Genomic DNA, 26,424 nt, shown 5'->3' with positions numbered 1-26,424 from the left:
CTCCGTTTGATTCCGTATACAATTACTGATAATTATACAGTCAGCGCAAGAAACTGTAAAGCCCCGTTCGAACGAATGAAAAAAGATAAAAACAATAATCCATAAATATTTATCCAATCTTTAGGTTTGGTTTAGAATGAGTAAAGGTTAGAGAGTTATATTGAGTAGGGGTGATTTATTATATTTACGATACTGATCGCTGATGACGAACTCGAAATCGTCGAATTGCTGCAGCTTTACCTTGAAAAGGACTACCATATTTTGAAGGCTACCAACGGTATGGACGCTTTACAGATCATTGGAGAGCATACCATTGATTTAGCTATCCTCGATATTATGATGCCGGGGATGGATGGATTACAGCTGCTTAAGAGTATTCGCCGGGCGTATCATTTCCCCGTCCTGTTCTTATCGGCCAAAAGCCAGCATCATGACAAAATTCTCGGTCTGGAGCTAGGAGCGGATGATTATATCTCTAAGCCCTTTAATCCGCTGGAGGTTGTTGCCCGTGTCAATGCTTTGCTGAGGAGAGTCCATCATTTTGATGTCTCCCCTGTGGACAAGGAGCCGGCGGTTGAGAAAATTGTACTTGGAGCACTGACACTAGATCTGAGCGAGTGTGTTCTGTATGTCTCAGGGGAACCGGTTGTGTTGACCTCCACTGAATATAAAATTCTTAAGCTGATGATGGAGGAACCGGGGCGGGTGTTCACACGTAAGCGAATTTATGAAGCCGTCTGGGAAGATTTCTACATGTATGAGGATAACAGTATCATGGTACATATCAGCAACATCCGCGAGAAAATTGAGCTGGACTCCAAGAAACCTGAGTACCTGAAAACCATCCGGGGATTGGGGTACAAAATTAATGCGCCTGTGGAAAACTAGAAACCAACGGCCGCTGCAAACGTCGCTTGCCTTTGATTTTTTACGGTTTCTTGTCATTGTTCTTGTCATTTCGCTTGGCGCTTATTTGTTTATACAGCTCGATGTGACGCAAAAACTAAAGGATTATCAACTTGCAGATCCGGATTTAAAGGTCACGGCAAGCCAATATTTGAATAATCCCAAATCCGGACCGGAAACCGGGAAATTGCTGCGCAGCCGGGGCTGGCTTGAAATCTTGGACGGAAGCAAGCTCATCAAAGAAGTGATCGGAAATAAACAGGATCAGATGATTAGCTACTCAGAGGAACAATTGTATAAGCTGCTTGAGAATGATCGAAGTCAGGATTATTACTATTCATTGTCCCGCTACCCGGGCCCTGGTTCGACAGACTGGCTGCTGCTGAAAATCCCACGGGACCGCATTGACATCTCCATTAACAGCTACCCGTTTATGTCCTATTTTAACCAATCGGTTACCTTCTATATTTTGATTGGAGCGATGGTGCTTCTGGTGCTGGTTGTTGTTTACAGCTATTCTGTAGCCCGGCGGATTCTGAAACCGCTCAAAACCATTAATGAAGGATTAAAGGAAATGATTCAAGGCAATTACAGCACCAGGATCTCTGTCCATGCCGAGCAGGAATTCGAGCAAATGGCTGAAACGTTCAACTACATGGCAGATATGATTGAGAAAACTACCAAGGCTACGCGGCTGGCGGAAGAAAGCAAGCAGCGGATGATGATGGACCTCTCTCATGATCTGAAGACCCCGGTCACCAGCATTCAGGGTTATGCGCAAGCCCTGTATGAGGGCCGCGTGGAGGATGTGGAAAGACAGCGAAAATATCTGTCATATATTCACAATAAGTCCTCCCAAGTCACTAAATTAATTCAAAATATGATGGAACTGCTCAAAACAGATTCGCCGGATTTTCTGTTGAAAATGGGGCATCACGAGCTTGGCGACTTCCTGCGGGAAATTATCGCCGATTCGTATGGAGAAATCGAACAAAAGCGGTTTACGCTTCAGTTCCAAGTACCCGATCAGGATGTTTATGCGCTCTTTGATCCTGAACTGCTGTCACGAGTGGTCTATAATCTGATCACCAATGCTCTGACTTATAATCCGCCCGGAACGACTCTTCGGATTGAGCTCATTCCCCAAGCCACCCGAATGGTCATTGAAATTGCCGATAACGGTGCGGGGATTCCTCAAGAACTCAGATCCACCCTTTTCGATCCCTTTGTGCGGGGAGATGAGGCCAGAACGGCATCTGGAGGAACCGGCTTAGGCTTGGCTATAGCCCTGAAAAATACGGAAAGAATGGGCGGAACGTTGGAACTGGCCAACCCCGGGAAGGAATCAACCGTTTTTAAGATCACTTTACAAAAATAGTCTAGCGCCAAAAGAAATAGCGGCAGTGCAGGACGATAGAAGAATGTCCTCGACTGCCGCTGTTTTATTGAAAAAATCAATTTGGCTCCGGTATAATACCGACCACGGTCACATTCACTTGCGACACTTTTAATCCAGTCAGTATTTCAAGGCTGCTCTTAATTTTTTGCTGCAAAAGCTGCGCGAGCTGGTGAAGGGGAGTGCCTAACACAAAAATCGGAAAGATGTGAACCGCCAGCTCTCCCCCGTTTATCTCGAGGTCAATAGCTTTATAGAAGTCATCTCTGTTTTTGCGTTTGGTTTTGCCTTCCATAAGCGCCTTCACTTCTTCCGCTTCCTGAATCGCCTTGCCGGCAATCTTCAATATGGCCCGGTTTGAGATTGTAATGTTGCCTTTGTTTCCGTTAATTAAGTTATTCATCCCATCGCCTCCTTCGATTTATACGAACTATAGTCCCTCCCACTTTTCTTTAAAGAACAAATGATACGTATGCTTAGATAAAATTTTGATGACCATATACACTGGAATAATGATCAGCATGCCAATGAATCCAAAGAAATTCCCCACTCCCAGCACAAGAACTGTTGTGGTGATGGGATGAATATCAAGGCTTTTGCCAAAGACCAACGGTGAAATGATGTTATCCTGAACCTGCTGTGCCACCAGAATAATAACCAAAGCCCACAATCCCACAGCAGGAGACTCAACCAGACCTACAATCACAATAGGAACAGATGAGATGATGGCCCCAAAATAAGGAATAAAGTTCATGATGACGGCAATCAGTGTCAATACAAGAGCATAAGGTAATCCGATCAAAAGGAATCCGAGATACATCAGGACACCCAGCGCCAGATTAACGATAACTCTGCTAACGATATAACTGCTGAGCGCGGCATCGATTTCTTTTGTAATTGTACTGGTTTTCCCGCGAAAACGTTTCGGAACAGCTCTTACGATGATTTTCCCGAATTTGTCGCCCTCCTTAAGCATATAGAACAACAAAATTGGAAAGGTAAACAGGATAATCGCTAAGTTGGAGACCGCTGAAAATAGCCCTGTGACATAACTGGTTAATAATGTGAATCCTTTGTTTAAATATTCATTTAATTGGGAGAGCAGGCTAAAATCTTCGGGGAAAATTTTCGAGAAAACCCCTGTCTTCTCCAACTCCACAATTTTATCGTTTAATAAATTGAAAAGATGGGGCGCATTTTGCACCAGATTGATCAGTTGCGATTTCAAGGGAGGCCAGACACCCCCAAAGAATGCCATAACAATGATAAACAAGAAAAGGTAAATCAGAAGGATCGCCGGTGTTCGCTTCACTTTCCACTTTTCCAGCAGAGGAATTAAAGGCCGCAAGATATAGTAGAAAAAAACGGCTAACAGCATCGGGATGAGGATCACACCCGTCAGCGCCTTAAAGGGTTTAAAAATAAAATCCACTAAAGAACCCACATAAATGATTGCAAGGACCAGCAGTATTGCTTTACCTATGGTAAGAAATTTATTAACATTTTTCATCTGCCATCTCCTGCTCTATCCAGCTTATTTGTATTAATATAGCGTTCCAATCTTTATACACTCTAAACTGAACCTAAAGATTAGATAAATATTATTCTTGCGGAAAGGAATGTTGCCTCCTCCTGTTCGATCGTCAGTACGATTAAGCAATACGTAGATGAGCAGTTACATCATAATATTACATTGCCCTCCTTTTCTGAACAACGCAGCCGTTCGGAATTGCATCAATAATTTATAATTATACAAATATCTGTAAAAATGAAGTGTAACTGTAATTCCATCAAGGTTTCATGTAATAAAGGTTTCATGTAATAATAGATCAATAACTGGTGAGGATCGGTCATTGTTTGAAGACAAACGATAATTTATTATAGTTTCATAGATATGAAAGCGTTATCAATAAAGAGGAGTTAGGAAATAACGTTCAGTAAAACCCATCGCACAAGTTGAAATTTGATTTTTGTGGAAGGGGATGGCATACCGGCCAATATGTACAAGGGGTTAGCAACCCTGCTGAAAGCTTCATTTATACAAATAGACAAAGGGGAGTGAAGCGATGCGCAGCCACAGCATGAGAAGCAACTCTATACGAAAATTCCTTTATATTTCGCCCTTTATGGTTTTACTTGCTGTCTTTGCGTACTACCCGCTCTATGGATGGGTGTATGCATTCTTTGACTATACGCCGCCTATTCCACTGTCACAGTCGCCGTTTGTCGGCTTTAAATGGTTTCATTCCTTGGTCGAGAACCAGGTGAAGGTCGATCAATTGCTTCAGGTCATCAAAAACACCTTCGGCATTAGCGGGCTGAGCATCCTTTTCTCTTGGGTGCCCATGATTTTTGCCATCTTCCTGACCGAGATCAAAGCCGTGCGTTTCCGCAAATTCATCCAGACTGTAACCACCCTGCCAAACTTTATCAGTTGGGTACTCGTATACTCCCTGGCATTTTCCATGTTCTCCAGTGAAGGCGTAGTTAATGGCTTTTTGCACCAGATGGGACTTGTTGACTCTCCAGTACTCTTTCTTCAGAACTCGGAGCATGTCTGGATTACGATGTGGGTATGGGCTACCTGGAAGACATTGGGTTGGTCGGCCATATTGTATATAGCAGCGATTATGAGCATTGATGAGTCCCTTTACGAAGCGGCTTATGTAGACGGTGCGACAAGAATGCAAGTCATCCGGCATATAGTTTTGCCAAGTATGCTGCCGACTTATTTTGTCTTGCTGATGCTCCAAATTGCCAGCTTCCTGAACAATGGGTTGGAGCAATATTTTGTTTTCCAGAATGCATTCAATAAAGACACCATCCAGGTATTGGATTTATATGTATACAACCTGGCCATGGGGGGCGGCAGCTATTCCGTTTCTGTCGCTATCAGTATGCTGAAAAGCCTGATTAGCGTGGTGCTTCTTTTTTCCGTAAACGGTCTATCCAAATTGTTAAGAGGAGAGGGCATCGTATGAGTGACAACCAGACAGGACTGGCGCCGAATGCCAAAGAAAATAACTTCTCCCCCAAAATTAAAATGCAGGTCAGTACAACCGACAAAATGATTTCGGCCACAATCTATATACTATTCTCGCTATTTGCCTTTATTTGTGTGTATCCGTTCTACTCGATCATTATCAATACCATCAGCGCCAACAATCTCAGCGCCAAAGGCGAGATTGTGTTTTGGCCGAAGGGGATTCATTTCCAGAACTATGTAGACGTGTTTAAAATACCGGGGCTGTGGAATGCATTTGTCATTTCCTTGGGTAGAACGGTAATCGGCACGATTTTGACGGTCGGGGCCTCTGCCTTTTTGGGATTCATGTTTGCCCAGGAGGATATGTGGGGGAAAAAATTCTGGTACCGCTTTACCATTATTACAATGTTCTTCAATGCCGGCATTATCCCTTGGTATTTGACCATGAGATCCTTGCATCTGACCGACAACTTCCTGGCGTACATTCTTCCGTCCATTGTTGCTCCGTTTTTCATTATCCTTGTGAAAACATTCGTGGAAGCTACGCCTAAGGAGCTGCAGCAGGCGGCCAGCATTGACGGTGCCGGAATCTTCACGATCTTCTACAAGGTTATCTTGCCAATCAGTAAGCCGATACTCGCGACAGTCGCCATATTCTCGGCAGTCAACCAGTGGAATTCCTTTCAGGATACGCTGCTTCTGGTTACGGACAGCAAATTGTACAGTTTGCAGTTTATTCTGTATAACTACATCAATCAGGCGAGCTCTTTGTCCACCATGGTCAATTTGCAGAATGCCGGATCAACGGCCATGGCAAGTCTGGCCACCAAGCAAACCTCCACCTCCATTCGTATGACTGTTACCATTATCGTTGTCGCACCAATCCTGCTGGTTTATCCGGTTTTCCAAAGATTCTTTGTCAAAGGAATTATAATTGGTGCCGTCAAAGGTTAAGCTGCACCATTATGATAAATTAAATATTCGGGAGGCTGTAAATGAATAAAAAAAATAAGTTGGCAAGAAAATCATTACTGTTGCTTGGCACCACTTTGCTTCTGGTAACAACTGCACTAAGCGGTTGCAGCGACAATTGCAACAATTCGGGTGCAGCAACGGGGTCACCTGATCCGGGTACGGCAACCGAGTCATCCGATCCGGGTACAGGAATCGATCACAGCAAACCTTTGACCATTACCCTGTTCAACAATTCGGCAAATTACCAGGGAGAGCAGACCGGATGGTACGGAAAGCTGATTAAGGATAAATTCAACATCACTTTAAATATTCTGTCTCCGCAGGTTGCCGGCGATCAGCTGTACAAGACAAGGTCGGCATCGGGAGATTTGGGAGACCTCCTTATTATTGAAAACAGCCAGTTGGAGGAATTGATTCCAGCGGGTATGATTATGGATCTCACGGACAAGATCAAGAATACAGAGTACCTGTCCAAATATGCAGACAATCACTTCAAGCCTTTCAATACTGCATTCGAAAGCATCAATCCGGATGGCAAAATTTATGCGCTGCCGACTTTTGTATCGGACACTTCCCCAACAACCTTCTCGGAAGAAATCCCTTACTCCAGTCCGATCATGCCTTGGGATTATTACAAGGGGATAGGCTCTCCCAAGCTGAACAACCTCAATGATTTGATGAATGCCCTGAAGCAGATGCAGGAGAAATATCCCAAGACACCAGATGGGAAACCAATCGTTCCGATTACCCTGTGGAAGGACTGGGACAACGGAAGTATGGAGAACGTCCGCTGGTTAAGCAACTGGTACGGTTATGATCAGCCAAACGGAACCTCAACTATTCAGTTGAATGCAAAGGGCGATATCGTTCCGCTCGTTGACGACAATAGTATGTACAAAAAAATCCTACAATTCTATTATAACGCCAATCAGATGGGACTCGTTGACCCTGACTCGCCGTCCCAGGATTGGAATAAAGTCTCTGAAAAGCTGACCAATAAACAGGTACTTCTCTTATGGTACTCCTGGCAAAGAGGCTTCTACAACACCATTGATAGAGGCAATAAAGGCGACGGCAATGTGGCCATTCCGATTGCCGATACTCATATTATCCAGAACAGCGATGCCTACTTCGGGAACGGAAGAGTATTTGCTATCGGATCTAAAGCGAAAAATCCTGAAAGGATCATTGAATTTATGGATTGGCTGGCCTCACCTGAAGGTCTGCGCTACTACACCAACGGATTCGAAGGCTTCAATTATGAAAAAACAGCAGATGGCAAGTATAAGCTGACTGAAATAGGGCAAACTGCTTTCCAAGAAAACACCCCCGTTCCTGAAGAATACGGAGGTGGAGGATATCAGGACGGTCAGAGCAAGCTCAATACTATGATTATGAGTGACTTTGTAGTAGATCCGGAAACGAATGAATTCTATAACAGCACTTATTGGAGCTCAACCATAGAAGCGAACAAGACGGTTCTAACTACGGAATGGCAGAAGGCTTATAATGCAACCACCCCGACAGAGTACTATCAGAAAAACAATATGATCGATATCGTGCCGAACATTAATACAAGTCTCGGGTCGGACTCGTCGGACATCAAAAATAAACGCAGTCAGATTTCGGATTATGTGAAGAACACATCCTGGAAAATGATATTCGCCAAGGATCAAGCAGAATTCGATCAGTTATGGAACAAGCTGAAGAGCGATGTGGTCGGTCTCGGTTGGAAGGATGTATTTACCGTAGATACGGAAAGAGCAGAAAAAATCGTTAAAATGCGTGCCGATGCGATAGCCAATAATTAAATACTGATCCACCAGGCGTAAGCGTATATCCTGCTCTAATCAAAGATGAGGGACGTTCTTCGCAGACATTATGGTCTGCCGGGAACGTCCCCATTTTGTCGTGCTAGGCTGAAGCAACGGTTATCCTTGAGCGGTCAGCTAAAAAATAAGCTTGGAGAACTGATACAAGCCGTTCTTCCAGACCGGCCAATCGTGGTCGCCGTGTTCTTCCACCCAGATATGCGGCACGGAATGCTGCGATAAATAGGCATGCGTCCGGTCGCTGACATTCTTAAGACTGTCCAGATCACCACAGGATAGCCAGAGCAGGCTGAGCAATTCTGCAGTCTTCAGCGGTTCCGGCACCAGCAGCTCGGGCAGCTGCGTATTGGGAGCCGGGGAGAATGCCCCGATCCAGGCGAACTGGTCCAGATTATTCAGACCGATATTCAGAGATTGCCCTCCGCCCATGGATAATCCGGCAATGGCACGGTGCATCCGGTCTGTCAGGACCGAATAATTCCCTTCAATATAAGGGATGAGATCATGAAGCAAATCTGATTCAAATGTTTTGAACGCTTGCACCTTGTCCGGTGCAAAAACATCTCCTTCCGCCCGGTCATTCAGCATCGCCCGGCCGTTGGGAAGCACGACGACCATCGGCTTCAGCATTTGATCGGCATACAGATTATCCAGGATGATCTGAGGCTTGCCGTGATTGTACCATTCCATCTCGTCCCCCCCAATCCCGTGCAGCAGATACAAGACGCTGTATTCCTGCCCGGCGGAATAGCCGGGCGGCGTATACACCAATGCTTTCCGGGTGTTGCCTACCGTTGATGAGGGATATTCTATAGTCTCGATCATTCCCCGGGCAATACCCTCCCTCTCCTTGTCATATCCGGTCGGTGCCGTCTGCATCTTATAATTCGGATTGCTTTCGTTCATTCCCGCTCATACCTCTCTTATCTATGAATGAATTGCCGCTTGAAAAATTGCTCGACCAGAAACTGCATCACCTCACCCGGAGGCTCCTCCACAAATTCTGCCTTGTCCGCAAAAAACATGCCGTAAGGTGCATCAGGCGTATACGGTTTCCATAGAGGCAGCTCCTCGCCGGTGGAATCTTTGCCGTTCGGATTGCCTGTGCCAATGAAATAGGCTAGATAATTGCACATCTGGCGGGCAAGATCATAATGCTTGCCCACAAAAGGCCGCCAGCATTTGGCCAGCGTTTCGAAGTGGAACCACAGATCTACTGAATGGAAGGTTCCCGGATCATCCCAGCCCGGAATTCCGGCGTCAAATGTGTAATAATACATCGGGACGCCGCTGCCGGAATCGCTGTTGGCCTTAGCTGCAACACGAACCGCATATTCAATATTGCTCACAGAAGCCTTTTGGATCATTTCCTCCAGCTTTCCTGAATCAGCGGCGCAGAGCTTAAGGTACGCTTCCGCTTCCCCGCCGAACATTTCAACAGCCAGGGCTCTGAATTCATCCACGCTACCGGCATCCGGAACAGCGAAAAATTCGGAAGAGGTATTTCCCAGCATAACCGGCACCTTATGGTGCTGCCCCTGCAGAAAAAGGTTATACGGGTTGCCCGGACAGTACAACTGGTCCATGACCGTTCCCCAGAAGCTGCCGTACTCCAGCATTTTATCGCGGATATAGAGGGCATCCAGCTTGCGGGCCTCTTCCAGAGTCGACACCCCCATAAATTCAAAGAAGGCAGTCCCCTCCTCTTCAGCCTGCCTGAGGGTTCGCTCCACCGGAGGCACCGGGTTGTTCGGGTACAGCGGAGTAAAGATCCCGCTCATAATCACGGCCCGCTGAAACAACCCTTCATTCTGCGGTGAAGTCAGTTGGCTCAGCACACTTCCGCCTCCGGCCGATTGTCCCCCGATTGTGATTTGGACAGGGTCTCCGCCAAAAGCAGCGATATTGCATTTCACCCACTGCGTACCCGCCTGCTGATCCAGATGTCCGAAATTCGCCGGAGCCTCGGGGGATTCCGCGGTAATCTCGGGATGGCTCAAAAAGCCAAACGCGTTCAGGCGGTAATTCACGGTCACTACAACAATCCCCCGGCGGGCAATGCGTTCGCCGTCAAACTCCATTTCGGCCGTATGGCCGACCTGAAGTCCTCCGCCAAAATACCATACAAAGACGGGAAGCTTCTCATCGGCGCAGACGGCCGGTGTCCAGACATTCAGGTAAAGGCAGTCCTCATCCATCGGAAGATCCGGATCGACCGACCATTCGCGGGTATAAATATTATTCACATCTATGACGGTCGGGGCCTGCAGCGAAATGGGGGCAAATTCAAACGCTTTCAATTCACCTTCCCAGTGTGGCACAGGCTGGGGAGCACGCCAGCGGTTCTCCCCCACAGGCGGGGCGGCAAACGGAATTCCCTTGAAGCTGGTTATACGCGGATCAGCCGCCGGCAGTCCTTGAACAATACCATTTTCCACACGCACTATTCTTAACATACCTTTGCTCCTCTCTGAATATAAGCGCTTACTTCTTTGTTTATTCGATCAGCAGAGGAAGTACTCCCTCTGCTTAATTGGAAGGGTACGGATTGAGGGGTTGAATGGTGCCGTCCGGATTGTACTTCAGCTCTGTATATTTGACACACCGCTTATGGTTGACGCCGTCAGACAGCGAGCAGTCATGGTAGAACAGATACCATTTCTCTTCAAACTGTACAATGGAGTGATGCGTGGTCCAGCCGATCACAGGCGACAGAATTTCTCCCTTGAAGGTGAACGGGCCCATAGGCTGCTCACTGACGGCATATACCAGCGTATGCGTTGTGCCTGTTGAGTAAGACAGATAGTACAGCCCGTTATATTTATGGACCCATGGCCCTTCGAAATACCTCCGGTCCTCATCGCCGGCAAGAATAGGCTTTCCTTCCACGTCCACAATGGAAATTTCCTGCGGCTGCTCCTCAAATGCGAGCATATCTTCAGTCAGCACCGCCACACGCGGCCCGATCGCAGGCTTGTCCCAGGCAGGCCCTTCTTGCTCAGGATTAAATTCTCCAGTCTGCCATTTCTCCAACTGTCCTCCCCAAAGACCGCCGAAATACATATAGGCCTGGTTGTCTTCATCGACAAAGACGGCAGGGTCTATGCTGTAGCTCCCTGGAATATAATCGGGCCGTGCCTGAAACGGACCTGCCGGAGAAGGAGAAGTCGCTACGCCAATACGGAAAATGCCTTCCTTGTCACGGGCCGGAAAAAATAAATAATAGGTATTATTTTTGTAAGCCGCATCCGGTGCCCACAACTGCTTCGAGGCCCAGGGAATGTCCCTCAGATGAAGCGCCTCCCCATGATCCACCACCGGTGAAGCCAGATTCTCCATCGAGAAAATATGATAGTCTTCCATTGCATATTGATCCCCGTTGTCATTGCTCGGTCCATCATGATCGAGATCGTGGGAAGGATAGATATAAATTTCACCTTCAAACACATGCGCGGACGGGTCTGCGGTATAGATATGGGTGACGAGAGGTTGGTTAGGCTTTGGAATTGATTTCATGTTGCATCTCCTTTTTTAAATTGTATATTTGATTGGAAACGGGGCGGTTTATCTCACGGTTACTTCTATAGATACCTTTTTCAGCTCCTGGTTCAGATCTTTATCCTCTGTCAGATCCAGGACCGGAACACCGTCAATGTCAAAATGCACGCGGCGCAAGCCGGAGCTTCTCGGTCCGTCAATTCCCGGTCTTGCGTGGTACGCGTTCCAAATGACTCCTTCCTCGTCTGTCACATAGGAATTGTGGCCCGGTCCATATTCCCCCGGCACGTTTCTTGAAGTCAGCAGTGGATAGTTCCCCTTGGTCCAGCTGCAGATATCCAGTAAATTTGCACCCTTGTCTGCAGTTAAAAGCCCCACAACATAAGTTGCATCCACCGCTGCGCTGGCAAAGGTCAAAAATAATTTATCATCAGTATAGAGGGCGAAGGGCCCTTCATCCACAAAGGTGTGATTATTGGCCCAGCCATAATCAGGTTTTGTCAAAAGCAACGGATCACTGGTCAGCTTCCACGGCTCCTGCGGGTCGATTGTAGCAATATAGATCCAAGCTCCAAGATCGACAGGCACGAACTGGCGCTCTGACCATGCGGCGTAATGCTCTCCATTCCATTGAATTACGGTCATATCGAGGGAAATGGTCTTCCCTGCTTCGCACAAATTCGTACCGTCTTTCTTCACTACACGCCGGGGCATCGACCAATCGGCAGCGCACATCGGATTCCCGCCTGCCCGCAGTTTCATTACATGCGACTCCTCATATAGAAGTTCCCCCGGTGTTGCCGCATGAAAGAGATATAGCTCATCCTGAATGATATGAAATTCCGGCGCCCACAGCAGCCCGCCAATCTGCTCATACGTCTTTGAATCCAGAATCAATGCTTCCTCGGCTTCTACCAGACCGGGGATGGTATCGGCTTCCCGCATATACAGCGTGTGATTTTGGTCCGCGTCGTTGGTCGCAATGAAATAATACTTCCCTTTCCATTTTGCAATGCAAGGGTCCGCACGGTCGAACGCAATTGGAAACGGGTAATGATCCTGATGGACTTCACCGGAAATTCTGAAGGTTCCCGCCTTGTCCCATTCGATTTCGTCCGTACTCCAATTCACCCTTTTCAGCGATTTGGTGCCGTCGCTGTACAGCGCCGTGGCCCGGATGGCCTTCACGTCCTCTTCCGATGCAACTGTCACGCGGTCCGGGACTTTAATTGCAATGTTGGTCGGAACCGTAAGCTTACAGTAGAGCCTGCGGGCTACTTCCTTGGCTACAGGAATGTAGTTGCGCGGCAGAATCCCCTCAATATCGGCAAGCACTGTATCCAGAGTAAAAGGCTGCGCCGCTTCCGGTGCCGAGATATCCTTCAAGCTCATAATATTGGTTATAAAATTCTGATAACCGTTCCCCAGCTCGTCGATCCAGCGGATAAGGTAGCCCTTCCGGTCGGAATCGTACTTGCAGGAAACATCGCTTACAAAGGTATCGGCCTTAAGCTCCAGCAGTCCAACCTCGCTGTACTGCAGCAAATCACCGGAAGAGAACAGCAACACTTTTCCCTTGCTCTGGGCATCGGCTTCGCCTTCTGCCTCAGTACGAACGGCGATCACCCCGAAATTCCCCTCAGAGGTGTGGAACAGATACGGATTCTTCAAGCTCTTGGCCCGAAGTGTACCATCCTCATTCTCTGTCCCCTTGGTAAATAAAACGCCCGAATTATGGTTCAATTCCTGAAAAAAAAGCCCGTCATTGCTGTAAGCTAAATGCATGCTGTGCGCCAGTTTTGGAGCGTATACCATGTCCTCCTGCGGTAATCGAGTATAGCAAAGGATATAATTCCGCTCTTCGTTTTGTTGTGGTATCATGAAACAAATGACCTTCCTTCATTATTGATGATTTCTAATGACCATAAATTCGAATCTCAGTGATTAATTTTTGGATTTCACCAAAATTTCCTTAATTTACAATATAAATTATAGAGAAGCACTGAAATTCTAACAATGATATTTACTGATCATTAATTGATCTATCCAAAGAAAGGAGAATCCAATGCCCACGATTCACTACGTAGAGTATGACGCTGCGCATTCCGACGATTTTGTGTACAGCATACCCGAAGGGCTGGATGCCTGGCTTCTGGTGCTCACACAAACTGATGCGTTGTTTGAAGTAAACGGAGAATTGAAGGAGTTTCCGGCCCACTCTGTTGTTCTATATCCGCCTAAGCACTACATCTATTACCGTGCTTGTTCCAAAAAGTACGTTAACGACTGGGTCCGTTTCGATGCGGACGAATCCTATATTACAGAAACCACTTTGCCTGTTGGTGTTCCATTCTCGCTGCCGGACCCCGGCTATTGCCATCAGTTGTTTCAACTGTTGGCCCTGGAGAACACTTTTCAGAACGACTATCGGGAGATTTCCATCGACTACCTGTTCAGAATCTTCTTCAACAAGCTATTAGAAGCGTCCCAAGACAAGCTGAGTCCGCAATATTATAATCTTCTGGACTTGCGCAAAACTCTGTACAACAACCCGGGCCACCCTTGGACCGTGTCAACCATGGCCGAGTATCTGCACATCAGCGCAGGCTATCTGCAGACCATCTATAAATCAACCTTTGGTATTTCCTGCATGGAGGACGTCATTCATTGCCGGATTCGGCTGGCCAAAGAAAAGCTTGGCTTTGGCCCGCACAAAATTGCCGAAATCGCGGCGCTCTGCGGCTATGCGAATGTGGAGCATTTCTGCAGGCAGTTCCGGCAGCTTACCGGCTATTCCCCCCGGGCCTACCGTGATAAGATTTCCTCCAAAGAACCAAAAGTCCGGGCGGACCAATAACTTGAGAGCGACGCGCCTCCGGATCTCATCACGTTATTTCCATATTGGACTGTCAGCGTTCTATCACGTGTATACTTTCGGTCCAGCCTAATCCTGCCTGTGATAATGAAAATAATCGAAATCGGCATAACCGCCGGACTGTTTAGTCGCGTAATTGAACAGGCCAATCCGGTATCCCATAAAATGGTCCAGCGTATATTTCATATGCAGCGTCCGGCCAATCGGCTTCCAAGCGGTTCCATCCTCCGAATAGAAGAAATCGGCCTGATCCAGACTATCCTCAAAATTGAAATCAATTCTGAGATAAACCTGATCGCTGGTGAACTCCACACTCTCCACTGTCTCCTCGCCGCCGTCGCCGCCGTTGACACACATGCCCACATTGAACTGGCCTTGCTCCCCTGCCGCAATCCCAACAGTGCCGAACCCGTTTTGCAGGGCTACCATGCCTGCCCGGTCGCCGGGCCGCAGGCCGGAGAGGTCTAGCACCGTCTCCGCGCTGCAGGCCGGACCTTCTGTACGTTGCGTCAGCGTATTGCGTGCGCATAGGATGCTGTCTGCTATTTGACCGGTACGGAGCCGCAGAAAGCCCGGCCGCTCAGTGACAGACCATAGCCCGTTGTCTGGATTATGGTTCCACTGCCAGTTCAGTGCCAGCCGGTTGTTTACATAGTCGAACTCATCGCTGATAACAAGCGGCTTCGGCTCAGCGGCAGGAAGCTTCGTCGCAAAAACTTGAGGCACTCTGCCGTTCTCCCCGACGACCGGCCAATCATTCTCCCAGCTCATGGGAAACACGCAGGGAATCCGTCCGACAGCATCATGATCCTGGAACAGCACCGTGTACCAATCGCCACCCAGAGTATCTACAATCCCGCCTTGCGCAACACCGTGATTATGGTAACCCAGATCATCACTCAGAATAATCTTCCGCTCATAAGGACCCAGAAGCTCGCGCGAACGGTAGCATAGCTGGCGTCTGCGCCGATTGCCGATTCTCGGCCATTCAATAAAGAATAAATAGTAATAACCATTCAGCTTGTACGCATGACAACCCTCGATCCGCAAACCAATGTCTGTCCGTTCGCCTTCGAGCAGCAGTTGATCGATTCCACCTGGCTTCACAGCCGTAAGATCTTCTGTCAGCTCCTTAATACGGATACTACCATTACCGTAGATCACATAATTTTTGCTATCATCATCCAGCAGCAAACTAGGGTCATGGTGAAGCCCCGGTATCACCGAACGCTCCCATATTCCGTGTTCAATATCCTCCGTGCGGTAGATATAGAGCCGGTCCATATCATTGGATGAAAAACAGACGTAGAATATCCCGTCCTTGTGTCGAAGGGCTGCCGCCCAAGAGCCTTTTCCGTAAATACCTTTTCCGTCCTGCAGCTGGTGGGCCTCGTTATCCTCAAAGGTATCATAGACATAATTCACAATTTCCCAATCATTCAGGTTCACCGATTTCATAATCGGACAACCCGGCATGGAATGCATGCTGGTACTAACCATATAGAACACAGGCCCAACCCGGATGACGTCAACATCCGGGACATCTGCCCACATAACAGGATTGGTAATGATGGCGGTATTCATTGTATTGGCCTCCTTGGGATTAACTCCGCTGCTCTAGAAATCCCCAGGCCTCCAGCTTGAACAAGCCGGTCCCGCTCTCGCCCGCAAACACCAGATACAGGTGATGGACTCCTGCCGCTCCCTGGACCTCCGTCTTTAACTCCATCCGTTTCTCCGGCCCATTCGCGGCGGGAACGGACAGTTCGCCAATTAATAGACCTGTCGGTTCATCCAGATGCAGTTCGATGGTACCGCCGCCCTCAAGGCTTATGACGGAAGCACTGAATGCCCCTGCCCCTTTGCTTCCGAAATCGACCCCGGATAATCCGATCCAGTCGCCATTGTCAATATCCGTTACAAGCTGTTTTCCCACGACTGCCCCGAATTCCGTCTTAACGCCTGCGCTCCACCCTATTGTTGACGCTTCTACGCGTTGATACGGGCTTAAAAATTTGATTTGCTGCACACCTTTATAGTCTGCTTCAACATCCTGAATGGAACCATCCTCGTTATGAAAAAGACGGTTGAGATGCGTCGAACGGTAGCCGTTCGCAATTCCCTGTGCATTGGACAACGTCTGTGCGTGATAGGCGATGTACCACTCGTCATGAAATTGGAAAATTGCATGATGGTTATTTCCGGATACTCCGAAGAAATGTCCCGGATTCTTCAGGATCGTCCCTCGATAGATCCAGGGACCCATTGGATTGCTGCTCGTCATAAACGCGATTTCTCCCGCAGGAGGATTGCCTTCCGGACGTTCCCCGTCATAGAAATTTGAACAGTAGGTATAGTAATAGACGCCTTCTCGCTTATGTATGCCGGCATCCTCGAACATGAAGGGGGCAGGAATAACCTCAGCAGTACCCAGTACGCTGGTCATGTCATCTCCCAGCTTCATGACCCGTGCTGTGCCAGGCTCCGCGAATTGTCCTTCCGGGACACCGCCTCCGAAATAAATGTAGCCCTTGCCGTCGTCATCGACCAGAACCGCCGGGTCGAATAGCCAGGTTACATCCTCGACTCCGGGAGTGGAGCGCAGAATCAGCGCCTCTCCGATGGGGTCGATCCATGGCCCCACCGGACTGTCACTCGACAGAACGCCGATGCTGCTGGCATTATTAGCGAAGTACAGGAAGAATTTGTCCTTTCCGTCAATCACTTTATGGACCGCCGCAGGCGCCCATGACTGGGTAGCCCACTTGGCCGCCCCTTCCGGCCCGGCAACCTCGATCTCACCGTGGTCGGTCCAGTTGACCAGATCGGCGGAGGAAATTACCGTAATCGTACGGATGCTGCTGTAAGAGTTTTCTTTTACCGTGCCGTTCCCGTCGTACTCCAGCACGTCGTTGGTCATGTACAGATAGACCCTGCCCCCGAATACCAGGGCATAGGGATCGGCCCCGTATCTGTGCGCAACCAGCGGATTACCGCTTGGCGGTACCTTTCCGGCGGCCTGATTCATTTGATGTGTCATTTGATTCCCTCCATTGTTGTTAAGCGTTTCAAATTTCAGTGAATGTTATGATTTCGAAGCCGCCAGATCGACAAGCCGTCCGAACGAAGCTTTGGGCTGCTCAGTTAAGTCTATGATATCGTTTTTGTATGCGTTTACCATTACCAAATTAAAGAAGTATACCTATCATCCTTCAGAGTGAGCCTGGTTGCGGTAAGCGACTGGTTTCAGCGCGGTCCGCTTCTCAAACTCTCTTAAAAAATGATGGTAATGCACATAACCCACATTCTCTGCAATGTTCCGAACGGTCTCGCCCGTTTCAATCAGCCGCTTTTGGGCTTGTTCGATGCGTAAATTATGAATGTATTCGAGGATGCTGATTCCATTCTTCTTGATAAAAGCCTGGCCTAGATATACCGGATTGATATAAAATTGCTCCGCAATCTCTTTCACGGTTAGTGGCTTTGAATAATTGTCCTTCAAAAAACACTCCACCCGTATAAGCGGATGCCCGGAGCCGCGTTCCTTATGCTGCTTGATATATCCCATACATGAATTTAACAAAACCCGAAGGGTGTCCTCCAGCGCTCCGAGCGACTTTGGCTCTGTTTTAAAAAAGTCAAAAGAGTCGCTCCACTGCTCAGCCGTCCCTCCAAACTCCTGCACCAGATCTATGCTTTTCAGCATGATATCAACGCTGGTCATCTGTACAACTTCAGGCGCAGTCCTATTCTGTTTGAACATCCTGAATATCTCCTTCAATTTATCCCAGACTTTCTGCTCCTGCAATCTTTCCACTGCGCTCATCAGTTCCTCGGTCAGCTCTGCGGAAGGTAGATTATAGCTAAGCTCGCTCCGGGCGTTCATGGCGGAATCAATAGGCCCGCCCGGCTCCGAATAGAAAAAATGGCGGGAAGCGGCCCTTGCAGCCACCATATAGGAGACAGGCAGCTCCCGAAGCGACCGCACACTTGGCCCAATGCTGACAGCCCCCTTCACACCGTTCCCTGACAATGACAGCTCGGCATGTACCCGACTAGCCAGCTCCGCCGCTCGTGCTGAGCTATCCACAGCAATTCCCGCCTGATCGCCGGACAAATCAATGAACAAGGCGCCCACCGAACCAGCCAGTTCCCGGCAGATTTCCGAGATACTGCTTTTGGGGCCATCTACATGTATATAAGTCCACCCCGAAACCGCCTCGTCCAGACGATCCATTTGTTCGGCAATCTCCTCTTCAGACTCCGTCCACTGCCCTTCGAGCATACGGGCGATCGCAACGGGAAGAAGCTGGTTCGCCAGCATGTTCTGCTGCGTCTTCTGCTTCATGCGCGTTTCCAGCTCGTCCGTAATTGCAGCAAGCGCCTTCTCCCATTCCGCTTCTACGACAGGCTTCAGCAAATAGTGTCTCACACCATAACGGATTGCTGTCCGCGCGTATTCAAACTCACCGTAACCGCTAAGGACGATGAAGATGGGCGGCTCCATATCCAACTGGCGTGCGCGCTTGATTAGCTCCAGTCCATCGATGCCGGGCATGCGGATATCTGTAATCACAAGATCCGGAGAGCACTCAGTAAGCGCGGTCAACGCTTCTTCCCCGTTCTCGCATACTCCGCAGATTTCAAAGCCCAGCTCCTCCCAATCGGTCAACGTTCTTAATCCCTCTAAAGCAATCGTTTCATCATCAGCCAAAACCACTTTAAACATGAGATTCCTCCACTTTTGAAACCATTGCCAAATCTATGGGAATATTAATGGTGATAGCCGTCCGTTCATACTCGATGCTTTCAATGGTAAACCCGGCTCTGTCGTTGTAATACATCATCAGGCGCTTATAAACATTACGGAGCCCGATATTTTTACCGAAGTCTTGCTCCGATTGCAGGTGGGACTCGATCCATTCCAGCTTCTCCTTCTCGATTCCCTTTCCGTTATCAGTCACAACAATCATTAGACCTGTGTCGTTCATAGAAGCAGACACGTGAATCTTCCTTGCACCTTTGACCGACTGCAGGCCATGCTTGCAGGAATTCTCCACCAAAGCTTGTACGCTCATCTTGGGAATTCGGCAATTCAGCACGGCAGGGTCGATGTCCAGGTCGTAAGTGAATCGGCTCTGAAAGCGGAATTTTTCAATTTGCAGATACATTTCAATAAAGGATATTTCTTCTTCGACGGTAATCAGATCGTCCTTCCAGCTTAGCAGCCTGCGCAGAATAAGAGCGAGATTCCGGATCACATCGGTGACCTCTTCATATTTGTATTTCTTGCAAATGACCAATATGGCATTCAATGTATTAAAGAGAAAATGCGGGTCCACCTGACTTTCCAAATACTTCAATTCGGCCCTTACCTGTTCAAGCTCAAGGTCCTTTTTCTGAATTTCCAGCTTATAGACATCATTGATCAAATTGCGTATTTTCTCCGTCATCAGATTGAAGCTGCGGATCAAGCCGCCGATTTCATCCTTCCCCTCATACATATCAATGTTCTCAAAATGCTCGTATTTGACCAGCTTCATATGTTTGTAGAGCAGCCTTACCCGCATATTATAAGATTGTAAAATTACAATCATTAATAGTGTGGGAATAATTATCGTCAACACAGCAAAAATTAGTGAAACCCGAAGTGCCCGGCTCATCTCACCATTACTTTTTCTGCTTTCCGGAGTTCCGATCAGCCTCCAGCCCTCCGTATATCTTGCACTGCCCAAAGTTCGGACTATCTGCTTGGACGACGGCTGGCTGTCGCCCGTGTCAACGTTTAACAAGGCGTTTTTATCCAATGCGTAGAAGGATTGATCCGATTCCAACACAACACGGCTCTGCTCATCTAAGAGCTTGAACCGCAAATAGTCGCGCTCCTTCTGGAACAGCTCCTGGACATTGTTCAACCGCAGATCAATCCGCAGATATTTATGGTAGGGCTGTCCCGTAAAGTTATCCAATTTGCGGATAAGGCTGACAAACACCTCCTTTTGCGGCGGATTAAGCGGGTTGGTTCCCTGATACGCGGTTAACAGCACCTTGTCCGCACCACTGGAAATTTTGCGGTACCATTCACTCTCCTTGTCACTGTCGGAGAACACAAAGTAGCTGCCGCCGTTCTGGATAGTCGGATTCGTAGTATACACACCCATCCAATAAATATAGGAATGCAGAGTGCTGTATTGCCGCATCTTATCCCTTAGAACGCTGTCATAGGCTTCATAATAAGCCTCGTTATCCGGAAAAGCATTATCCAATATCTCATTAAAGTTACGGTCTGCGGCGACCGTATTGCTTATCGCTACACATTCATTCACGATTTGCATGATGTCATAGACTACGCGATCTACAGAGATCTCAAGATTGCCTCTTTCACGAGCATCCACATTACGGCTGATCTGAACATAAAAGAGGGCGTTAATGCTGAGAATGGGGACAAGTACGCACAGCAAATAGATAAACAGAAATTTATATTTGAGTGGAATATCGTTGACGAAGGCAGATGGTTTCCGTTTACCCTTCATGCCGCTTCCCTCCTCCCCTTTGAATTAGCCCTTCTTGTATACTGAAGGCGAGACGCCATTCAGCGCTTTGAACTTGGCGGCGAAGAAATCCGCGTCGGAATAGCCCACACGCCCCGCGACATCCGAAATGCACATATCCGTCCGGCGCAGCAGCTTCTTGGCTTCTTGAATGCGGTATTCATGGAGATATTCGTTAAAGGAGCTGCCACAGTGTTTTTTGATTCGTTGTCCCAGATAGGCGGAATTCACATGCAATTGCTTCGCAATGTCCTGCAGCTTCAGCTTCTCCTGATAATGCGCCCTAACATAATCCATCGCCGCCGATACGATCGGGTCCTCCTGAGGGTTGTCCGCTGCGGCGAACCATTCTGCAGCCTCATGAAATTCTTCCTCTGTCTGCCGCTCAAGCAGAGGCAAGCAGCAAGCGATGACCCGGGGCGGAAACCACTTATTCGCCCATATGGCCGTCTCCCCTCCTCTAGCGTCGATTTCACGGAGCAGCTCTGCTTTGATATTGGCCAGAAAAGCGTCGACCCATGCATTTGAAGTAACATCACTCGAGAAAATTTTGAATACATCGCTCAATTGAGCGCTTAACCGGTCAAGTTCCCCTTCTGTAACCGATTGCAGCAGTGATTTCCTCAGCCCTGCTGAAAGCGACGCCAGTTGATCCTTGTCCTGTTCCCGAAAAAAACCAATATCGCTATTGCCCAAGTCGGGTCGGTGTAATTCAGCCGCCAGTGCTTCATGATAGGCTGTATTCAGGAACTTCGCCCCGCGATGCTCCAGACTTGCCGAGAAATGTACATGACCGCTGTATTCAGTCCGCACCTCATGGACCCAGCTTGCAATCATCTTCGGGTCAAGCACCGGGCCTTCCTGCGGGGAAACCAGCAAATAGCCATGCTTATGGCTTCCGGCTGTAAAAGGATACGCGGTAATTTTGCGGAACGGCTCCTTGGCGTTCATGGAGCCAACCTGGCTTCGCAGCTGCATGCTGCCCGGCGAAGCACCCCGGGCCAATACACAGCATATCCGGGAATCAGGACGGATATTAAGCGCCTTCACCCCTGCCGCAAATTCTTCTTCTGGAGTGTTCTCCCGCATCAAAAGACGGGATATGGTTTCCATCTGCATGAAAGCGGAAACCGCTTCCCGCCTTGAAGCAACCTTGCGTTCAGCTTGTATTTGCTGGGATACAGCCTGCAGTGCCTCTGTGAGTTCTTTTTCATCCAAGGGTTTCGTCAAATAGTTGGACACACCATACTTAAGAGCTTTTTTGGCATATTCAAAGTCTGCATAACCGCTAAATATGATGAACTTAGGCTGGAAATCGCTTTCGGAAAATTTTTCAATAAGCTCCAGTCCGTCGATCACAGGCATGCGTACATCAGTTATGACCAAATCAGGCCGCGTGTTATGAATAAGCTGCAGCGCATCTTCGCCATCGAGAGCCTCGCCGCACACTTCAAAGTCCAGATCCTCCCAGTCCACCAATAATCGCAGCCCCTCCAACATCAGCGGCTCATCATCGGCAAACACTACCTTAAGCATTGCATCACCAACTTTATTTCTAAATTATGATTCCGATAAGCTGACCGTTGTTGAACAGGAGAAACCGCTTCGGTCGCTGCCGAAACGGTTATTATTCACCTTTGATCTATTTCAATAGATACGTCCAGTTATTCTTTAACACTTCCAAGGTTCAATCCTACCACGAAGTACTTCTGCAAGAAAGGATAGACGAACAAAATCGGCACGGCGGTAACAATGGTGATGGCTGCACGCATAGAAGCCGGTGTAACCAATGACTGCACCTGATTGTTCTGATTGCCCGCTATTAGCGAAGGATCATTATTCGTACTCATGATGGAACCGAGCAGCTTCATCATTTCATATTGCAGTGTGCTCAGCTTGATATCCGATGATGCGTACAGGAACGTGTCAAACCAGTTATTCCACGCGCCAACGGCAATGAGCAAAGCTATGGTTGCCAGCACGGGAGTACACAGCGGGAAAATGATTTTCCAGAAAATCCGGAAATCCCCCGCCCCGTCGATCTTCGCCGACTCCGTGAGACTGAATGGAAGTCCGCGGATATACGTCCGCATGATAATCAGGTTGAACGCGCTGACCAAGCTGGGAAGGATATATACCCAAAAGCTATGAAGCAGGCCCAGCTCTTTAATCAGGAAGTAGTTCGGAATCAGCCCGGCATTGAAATACATGGTCAGGATGAACAGCATGCTGATTTTTTTACGAAAAATATATTGCGGCTGCGCCAGGGTATATGCCAGCATGGTGGTCAGAAAAACGCCGAATACTGTCGAGAGCACCGTGCGGGACACAGAGATAAAAGCGGCATGGTAAATCGTCCCTGAAATAAAGACGGCTTTATAGTTTTCCAAGGTCCAATCACGGGGCCAGATATCGATTCCACCGGCAAGAGTGTCACTGCCGTCATTTAAAGAAACAGCCAGCGTGTGGAGGAATGGATAGAGTGTGATCGCAACCACAAAGAGCATAAATATCGTGTTAATTGTATGAAATACAACCGGCTCAATGCGGCTTGAACTTTTCGTCACTGCTTTCATATGGGCTTCCTCCTCTATACTAATCGCTCTTCGCCGAGGCGTGTTGCGATATAATTTGCGCTGAATACAAGAACGACACTGACGATGGTTTTGAAGATCCCTGCCGCCGTAGCCAGAGAGTAATTCCCCATAGAAATACCATACTTCAGTACAAAGATATCAATGGTCTGCGACCAGTCCACAGTGAGCCCGTTGCCAAGCAAATATTGGAGTTCAAAGCCGGCATCCAGAATATGTCCGATGTTCATAATCAACAAAATAACGAATGTAGCCTTAATTCCCGGAAGTGTGACATAGCGCATCTTCTGAAAACGTTTGGCGCCGTCTATGGACGCCGCCTCATACAGAGAAGGATCGATCGAGGTAATGGCCGCCAGATAAATGATAGTTCCCCAGCCCACCTCTTTCCACACGTTCGAAGCCCCGACAATGCCCCAGAAATATTTCCCTTCACTGAGCCACATAATCGGTTCTTTAATTAAATGAAGCTTCATTAAGATTATATTGACAATTCCATCATCAATCGACAGCGAAGTGGCAACGATGCCCGCCGCAATAACCCAGGACAAAAAGTGCGGCAAATACGAAATTGACTGAACGATACGTTTGAAAAACTTGACTTTGATCTCATTCAGCAGCAAAGCCAGGCCGATTGCTGTAACAGTACCAAGCACAAGGTTAATAAAGCTCATGGCAACCGTGTTGCGCAGCACCATCATAAAGGTCTCATCTTCAAACAAAAACTTAAACTGCTGCAAGCCTACCCATTCCTGCTTGCCGAAGGGGAGCGCCGGGCGGTAGTTCTGAAAGGCCATCAGCCAGCCCCAAATGGGAGCATAGTTAAAGATAATTAAATAAATAGCAAGCGGCACGGACATGAAAATAAGCTGCTTCTGCGTTTTTAGCGTTTTCCAGCTAAGGCTCACACCGATTTCCGGATCGACTCTGCGTTTTCTGGTCTTCTGTGTTTTGACCTGTTTGTCCAGTACGGTATCAGACATGTAGTGTTCCCCTCCTGTAGGATCATTCTCTCCATACTATCCGGATTAATGAAGAGCGGGAAATACGATTTCCCGCTCTGTTTCCGCTTTGAATTACTTCACGCTCCAGTTTTTGATGCGCAATTGAATTCCTTCATTTATCCGGTCTTCATATGCCTTGATATCCAGCTTTTGGATCTGCTTGACATAATCTTGCCAGACCTCTTCAAATTCAGCCGGATTGGCCATAATAGCCTTGGGCAAGTACTTGATCTGAAGGTCATTCAGCTTGGACTGCGCAAGCTGGGCTGCCGAGCCGTCCTGAAGAACGATGGAGTAGGCAGGGAAGTAGATATTATTTTCTTTGGGTTCCTTGAAGAATTCAGACCATGATTTCTTGTTATATGCCTTCAGGATTTTCTGATCGTAAGGCTTCAGACTGTCGAAGAATTCCTGCGGCTGAGTTCCTGCATCTGCTGCATTTCCGTCGCTGTAGGTACCTTGAATTTTAGGCATATACCCATGCATGGTTGTGATTTTGTTAGCTACCTGCCAGCTTGTTTTATCTGCGTTCGCCCGTTGCTCCGGCGTCCGGTAGAATGTGCCGTCTTCCTTCACTTCATAATCTTCGCCTTTGATACCCCATTGAATCGTTTTCTGCCAATCTTCCGTAATCATCTGATCCCAGAATTTGATAATCCGGACAGGGTCCTTGGCATTGATTGAAATCCCGAATCCGCGGTTGGTGCCGACTGCTCCGCGGTCACGGTACCATTCCTCAGCGCCTGGATAGAGCAGTGGGAAGCCGATATACGTATTTTCAATTTTGCCTTGGGAGATTAAAGACTTCTCGCCATCCTCAAAGTTCCAGTGCTGGTCGAACATACCGATGACCTTGCCGCTTGCGACTTTGGCCAAGTACTGGTCATAGTTCTGTACGAAGGCTTCCTTGTCCATCAAACCTTGATCGTTAATTTCATTAAGCTTCTTGTAATAGGTCTTGGAAATATCCTTATCGGCAAAAATCTGCGCTTTGTTGTTGTCTACAACAACGGCCCCGTCATTCGGATGGCCCGACAAATGCTCAGGAGCATTCTGAAGCGGGAATACACGCCAGTCGAAGTTGAGCGATTCAAATCCGATCATATCCGGGTGTTTTTCTTTATATTTAGCAATGATATCGAAATACTCATCCAGAGTCTTCGGTGTCGGATATCCCATTTCCTCAAGTACGGCCTTCTGAAGCCAGAAGCCTGGTCCCTGGTAAGTCGGTTCTGTGATTTTACCTTGATATACGCCATAGCTCGGCAAAACATAGATGTGGCCGTCGGTCTCATCCTTGATCTGATTCCAGACTGCAGCATAATGTTTTTTCAGGTTGGGAGCGTGCTTCTCAATCAAATCCTCAAGCGGAATGTAAGCCTTGGCATTGATTAATTTGTCATCGCCCGACATAATGTCCGGATAGTCTCCGCCGGCAATCATTACTCCCAGCTTCTGCTTCAGGTCGCCCACGAGAAATTCCATATTGAAGCTGACTCCGGTTTTTTCTTTGATCAGTTTGAGAATCTTGTTGTCGGCTGTAGGCTGCTGCCCGGGACCGCTCATAAATACCGAGAACGTTGCCGGTGAATTATCGTCCCCATTTGCCGCTGGACTAGCGGCTCCTCCATTGGCTGTATTGCTGTTCGTGTTGTTCGAACTACAGCCGGTCACTGCCAGTGCTAGCGCGAATACACCGGCTGCTACTGCCTGGGCGGAACGTTTTGCCGTTTTGTGCATTTTGTTATGCCTCCCTTTTTGGCTAGTTGCTTATATTTGTTCAATTCCTGGTGACAACTATAATTAT

General features: G+C 48.0%; 20 protein-coding genes. 6 read left to right on the top strand and 14 right to left on the bottom strand.

Annotation, left to right across the window (positions count from 1 at the left end; all coding sequences use genetic code 11):
• Positions 1-177: 177 nt before the first annotated feature.
• Positions 178-888 carry a response regulator transcription factor gene (locus tag NST07_RS12585; RefSeq protein ID WP_341097635.1) on the top strand — a complete coding sequence of 237 codons (711 nt, stop codon included), beginning with the start codon at positions 178-180 and terminating at the stop codon, positions 886-888.
• Complete coding sequence (locus NST07_RS12580) at positions 869-2,284, top strand: HAMP domain-containing sensor histidine kinase (RefSeq protein WP_341378220.1); 1,416 nt, start codon at positions 869-871, stop codon at positions 2,282-2,284. The genes NST07_RS12585 and NST07_RS12580 overlap by 20 nt, the downstream gene beginning before the upstream one ends.
• A gap of 76 nt (positions 2,285-2,360) precedes the next feature.
• On the opposite strand, the gene NST07_RS12575 is transcribed toward NST07_RS12580, so the two are convergent.
• On the bottom strand, positions 2,361-2,705 hold the full coding sequence (locus NST07_RS12575) for an Asp23/Gls24 family envelope stress response protein (RefSeq protein WP_342481683.1): 345 nt from the start codon (positions 2,703-2,705) through the stop codon (positions 2,361-2,363).
• 27 nt (positions 2,706-2,732) lie between these two features.
• Positions 2,733-3,812 (bottom strand): AI-2E family transporter, encoded by a 1,080-nt coding sequence (locus NST07_RS12570; protein WP_341378218.1) that lies wholly within the window; start codon positions 3,810-3,812, stop codon positions 2,733-2,735.
• Positions 3,813-4,383: 571 nt separating this feature from the next.
• Between NST07_RS12570 and NST07_RS12565 the strand changes: the two genes are divergently transcribed.
• The 3 genes from NST07_RS12565 to NST07_RS12555 are packed head-to-tail and all read left to right on the top strand — an operon-like array spanning position 4,384 to position 8,074.
• Complete coding sequence (locus NST07_RS12565) at positions 4,384-5,283, top strand: ABC transporter permease subunit (protein ID WP_342481682.1); 900 nt, start codon at positions 4,384-4,386, stop codon at positions 5,281-5,283.
• On the top strand, positions 5,280-6,242 hold the full coding sequence (locus tag NST07_RS12560; protein WP_342481681.1) for a carbohydrate ABC transporter permease: 963 nt from the start codon (positions 5,280-5,282) through the stop codon (positions 6,240-6,242). The genes NST07_RS12565 and NST07_RS12560 overlap by 4 nt, the downstream gene beginning before the upstream one ends.
• A 41-nt stretch (positions 6,243-6,283) precedes the next feature.
• Positions 6,284-8,074 (top strand): extracellular solute-binding protein, encoded by a 1,791-nt coding sequence (locus tag NST07_RS12555; RefSeq protein WP_342481680.1) that lies wholly within the window; start codon positions 6,284-6,286, stop codon positions 8,072-8,074.
• A gap of 138 nt (positions 8,075-8,212) precedes the next feature.
• On the opposite strand, the gene NST07_RS12550 is transcribed toward NST07_RS12555, so the two are convergent.
• The 4 genes from NST07_RS12550 to NST07_RS12535 form a co-directional block, all read right to left on the bottom strand.
• Complete coding sequence (locus NST07_RS12550) at positions 8,213-9,001, bottom strand: alpha/beta hydrolase-fold protein (protein ID WP_342481679.1); 789 nt, start codon at positions 8,999-9,001, stop codon at positions 8,213-8,215.
• Between the two features lie 17 nt (positions 9,002-9,018).
• A complete protein-coding gene (locus tag NST07_RS12545) occupies positions 9,019-10,551 on the bottom strand; it encodes a carboxylesterase family protein (RefSeq protein ID WP_342481678.1) in 1,533 nt (510 codons plus the stop codon).
• Positions 10,552-10,624: 73 nt separating this feature from the next.
• Entirely contained in the window at positions 10,625-11,611 is a 987-nt protein-coding gene (locus NST07_RS12540; protein ID WP_342481677.1) for a glycoside hydrolase family 43 protein, read from the bottom strand.
• A gap of 48 nt (positions 11,612-11,659) precedes the next feature.
• The gene (locus NST07_RS12535) at positions 11,660-13,408 is read right to left on the bottom strand and encodes a family 43 glycosylhydrolase (RefSeq protein WP_342481676.1); all 1,749 of its coding nucleotides are present in this window, start codon (positions 13,406-13,408) and stop codon (positions 11,660-11,662) included.
• Between the two features lie 250 nt (positions 13,409-13,658).
• Here NST07_RS12535 and NST07_RS12530 point away from each other — a divergent pair, with 250 nt between their 5' ends.
• On the top strand, positions 13,659-14,450 hold the full coding sequence (locus tag NST07_RS12530) for an AraC family transcriptional regulator (protein WP_342481675.1): 792 nt from the start codon (positions 13,659-13,661) through the stop codon (positions 14,448-14,450).
• A gap of 87 nt (positions 14,451-14,537) precedes the next feature.
• Here the strand turns inward: NST07_RS12530 and NST07_RS12525 are convergent, their stop codons facing one another.
• From NST07_RS12525 to NST07_RS12490, 8 genes are all read right to left on the bottom strand, one after another.
• Complete coding sequence (locus NST07_RS12525; RefSeq protein ID WP_342481674.1) at positions 14,538-16,052, bottom strand: glycoside hydrolase 43 family protein; 1,515 nt, start codon at positions 16,050-16,052, stop codon at positions 14,538-14,540.
• Between the two features lie 19 nt (positions 16,053-16,071).
• Positions 16,072-17,508, bottom strand: a complete 1,437-nt coding sequence (locus NST07_RS12520; protein WP_342481673.1) for a glycoside hydrolase family 43 protein — start codon at positions 17,506-17,508, stop codon at positions 16,072-16,074.
• Positions 17,509-17,673: 165 nt separating this feature from the next.
• Positions 17,674-19,197 carry a response regulator gene (locus NST07_RS12515; protein ID WP_342481672.1) on the bottom strand — a complete coding sequence of 508 codons (1,524 nt, stop codon included), beginning with the start codon at positions 19,195-19,197 and terminating at the stop codon, positions 17,674-17,676.
• Entirely contained in the window at positions 19,190-21,001 is a 1,812-nt protein-coding gene (locus NST07_RS12510; protein ID WP_342481671.1) for a sensor histidine kinase, read from the bottom strand. The genes NST07_RS12515 and NST07_RS12510 overlap by 8 nt, the downstream gene beginning before the upstream one ends.
• Positions 21,002-21,025: 24 nt before the next feature.
• A complete protein-coding gene (locus NST07_RS12505; protein ID WP_342481670.1) occupies positions 21,026-22,555 on the bottom strand; it encodes a response regulator transcription factor in 1,530 nt (509 codons plus the stop codon).
• 128 nt (positions 22,556-22,683) lie between these two features.
• A complete protein-coding gene (locus NST07_RS12500) occupies positions 22,684-23,595 on the bottom strand; it encodes a carbohydrate ABC transporter permease (protein ID WP_342481669.1) in 912 nt (303 codons plus the stop codon).
• 14 nt (positions 23,596-23,609) lie between these two features.
• Positions 23,610-24,596: an ABC transporter permease subunit gene (locus NST07_RS12495; RefSeq protein ID WP_342481668.1), complete on the bottom strand. Its 987-nt coding sequence runs from the start codon at positions 24,594-24,596 to the stop codon at positions 23,610-23,612.
• Positions 24,597-24,689: 93 nt separating this feature from the next.
• The gene (locus NST07_RS12490; RefSeq protein ID WP_342481667.1) at positions 24,690-26,357 is read right to left on the bottom strand and encodes a sugar ABC transporter substrate-binding protein; all 1,668 of its coding nucleotides are present in this window, start codon (positions 26,355-26,357) and stop codon (positions 24,690-24,692) included.
• Positions 26,358-26,424 lie beyond the last annotated feature (67 nt).

This window comes from Paenibacillus sp. FSL L8-0340 (assembly GCF_038593145.1).
In the GTDB taxonomy this organism is placed as follows: domain Bacteria; phylum Bacillota; class Bacilli; order Paenibacillales; family Paenibacillaceae; genus Paenibacillus_AQ.
Note: the sequence above shows the minus strand (reverse complement) of the source record. Positions and strands in the feature narration are given on the sequence as shown.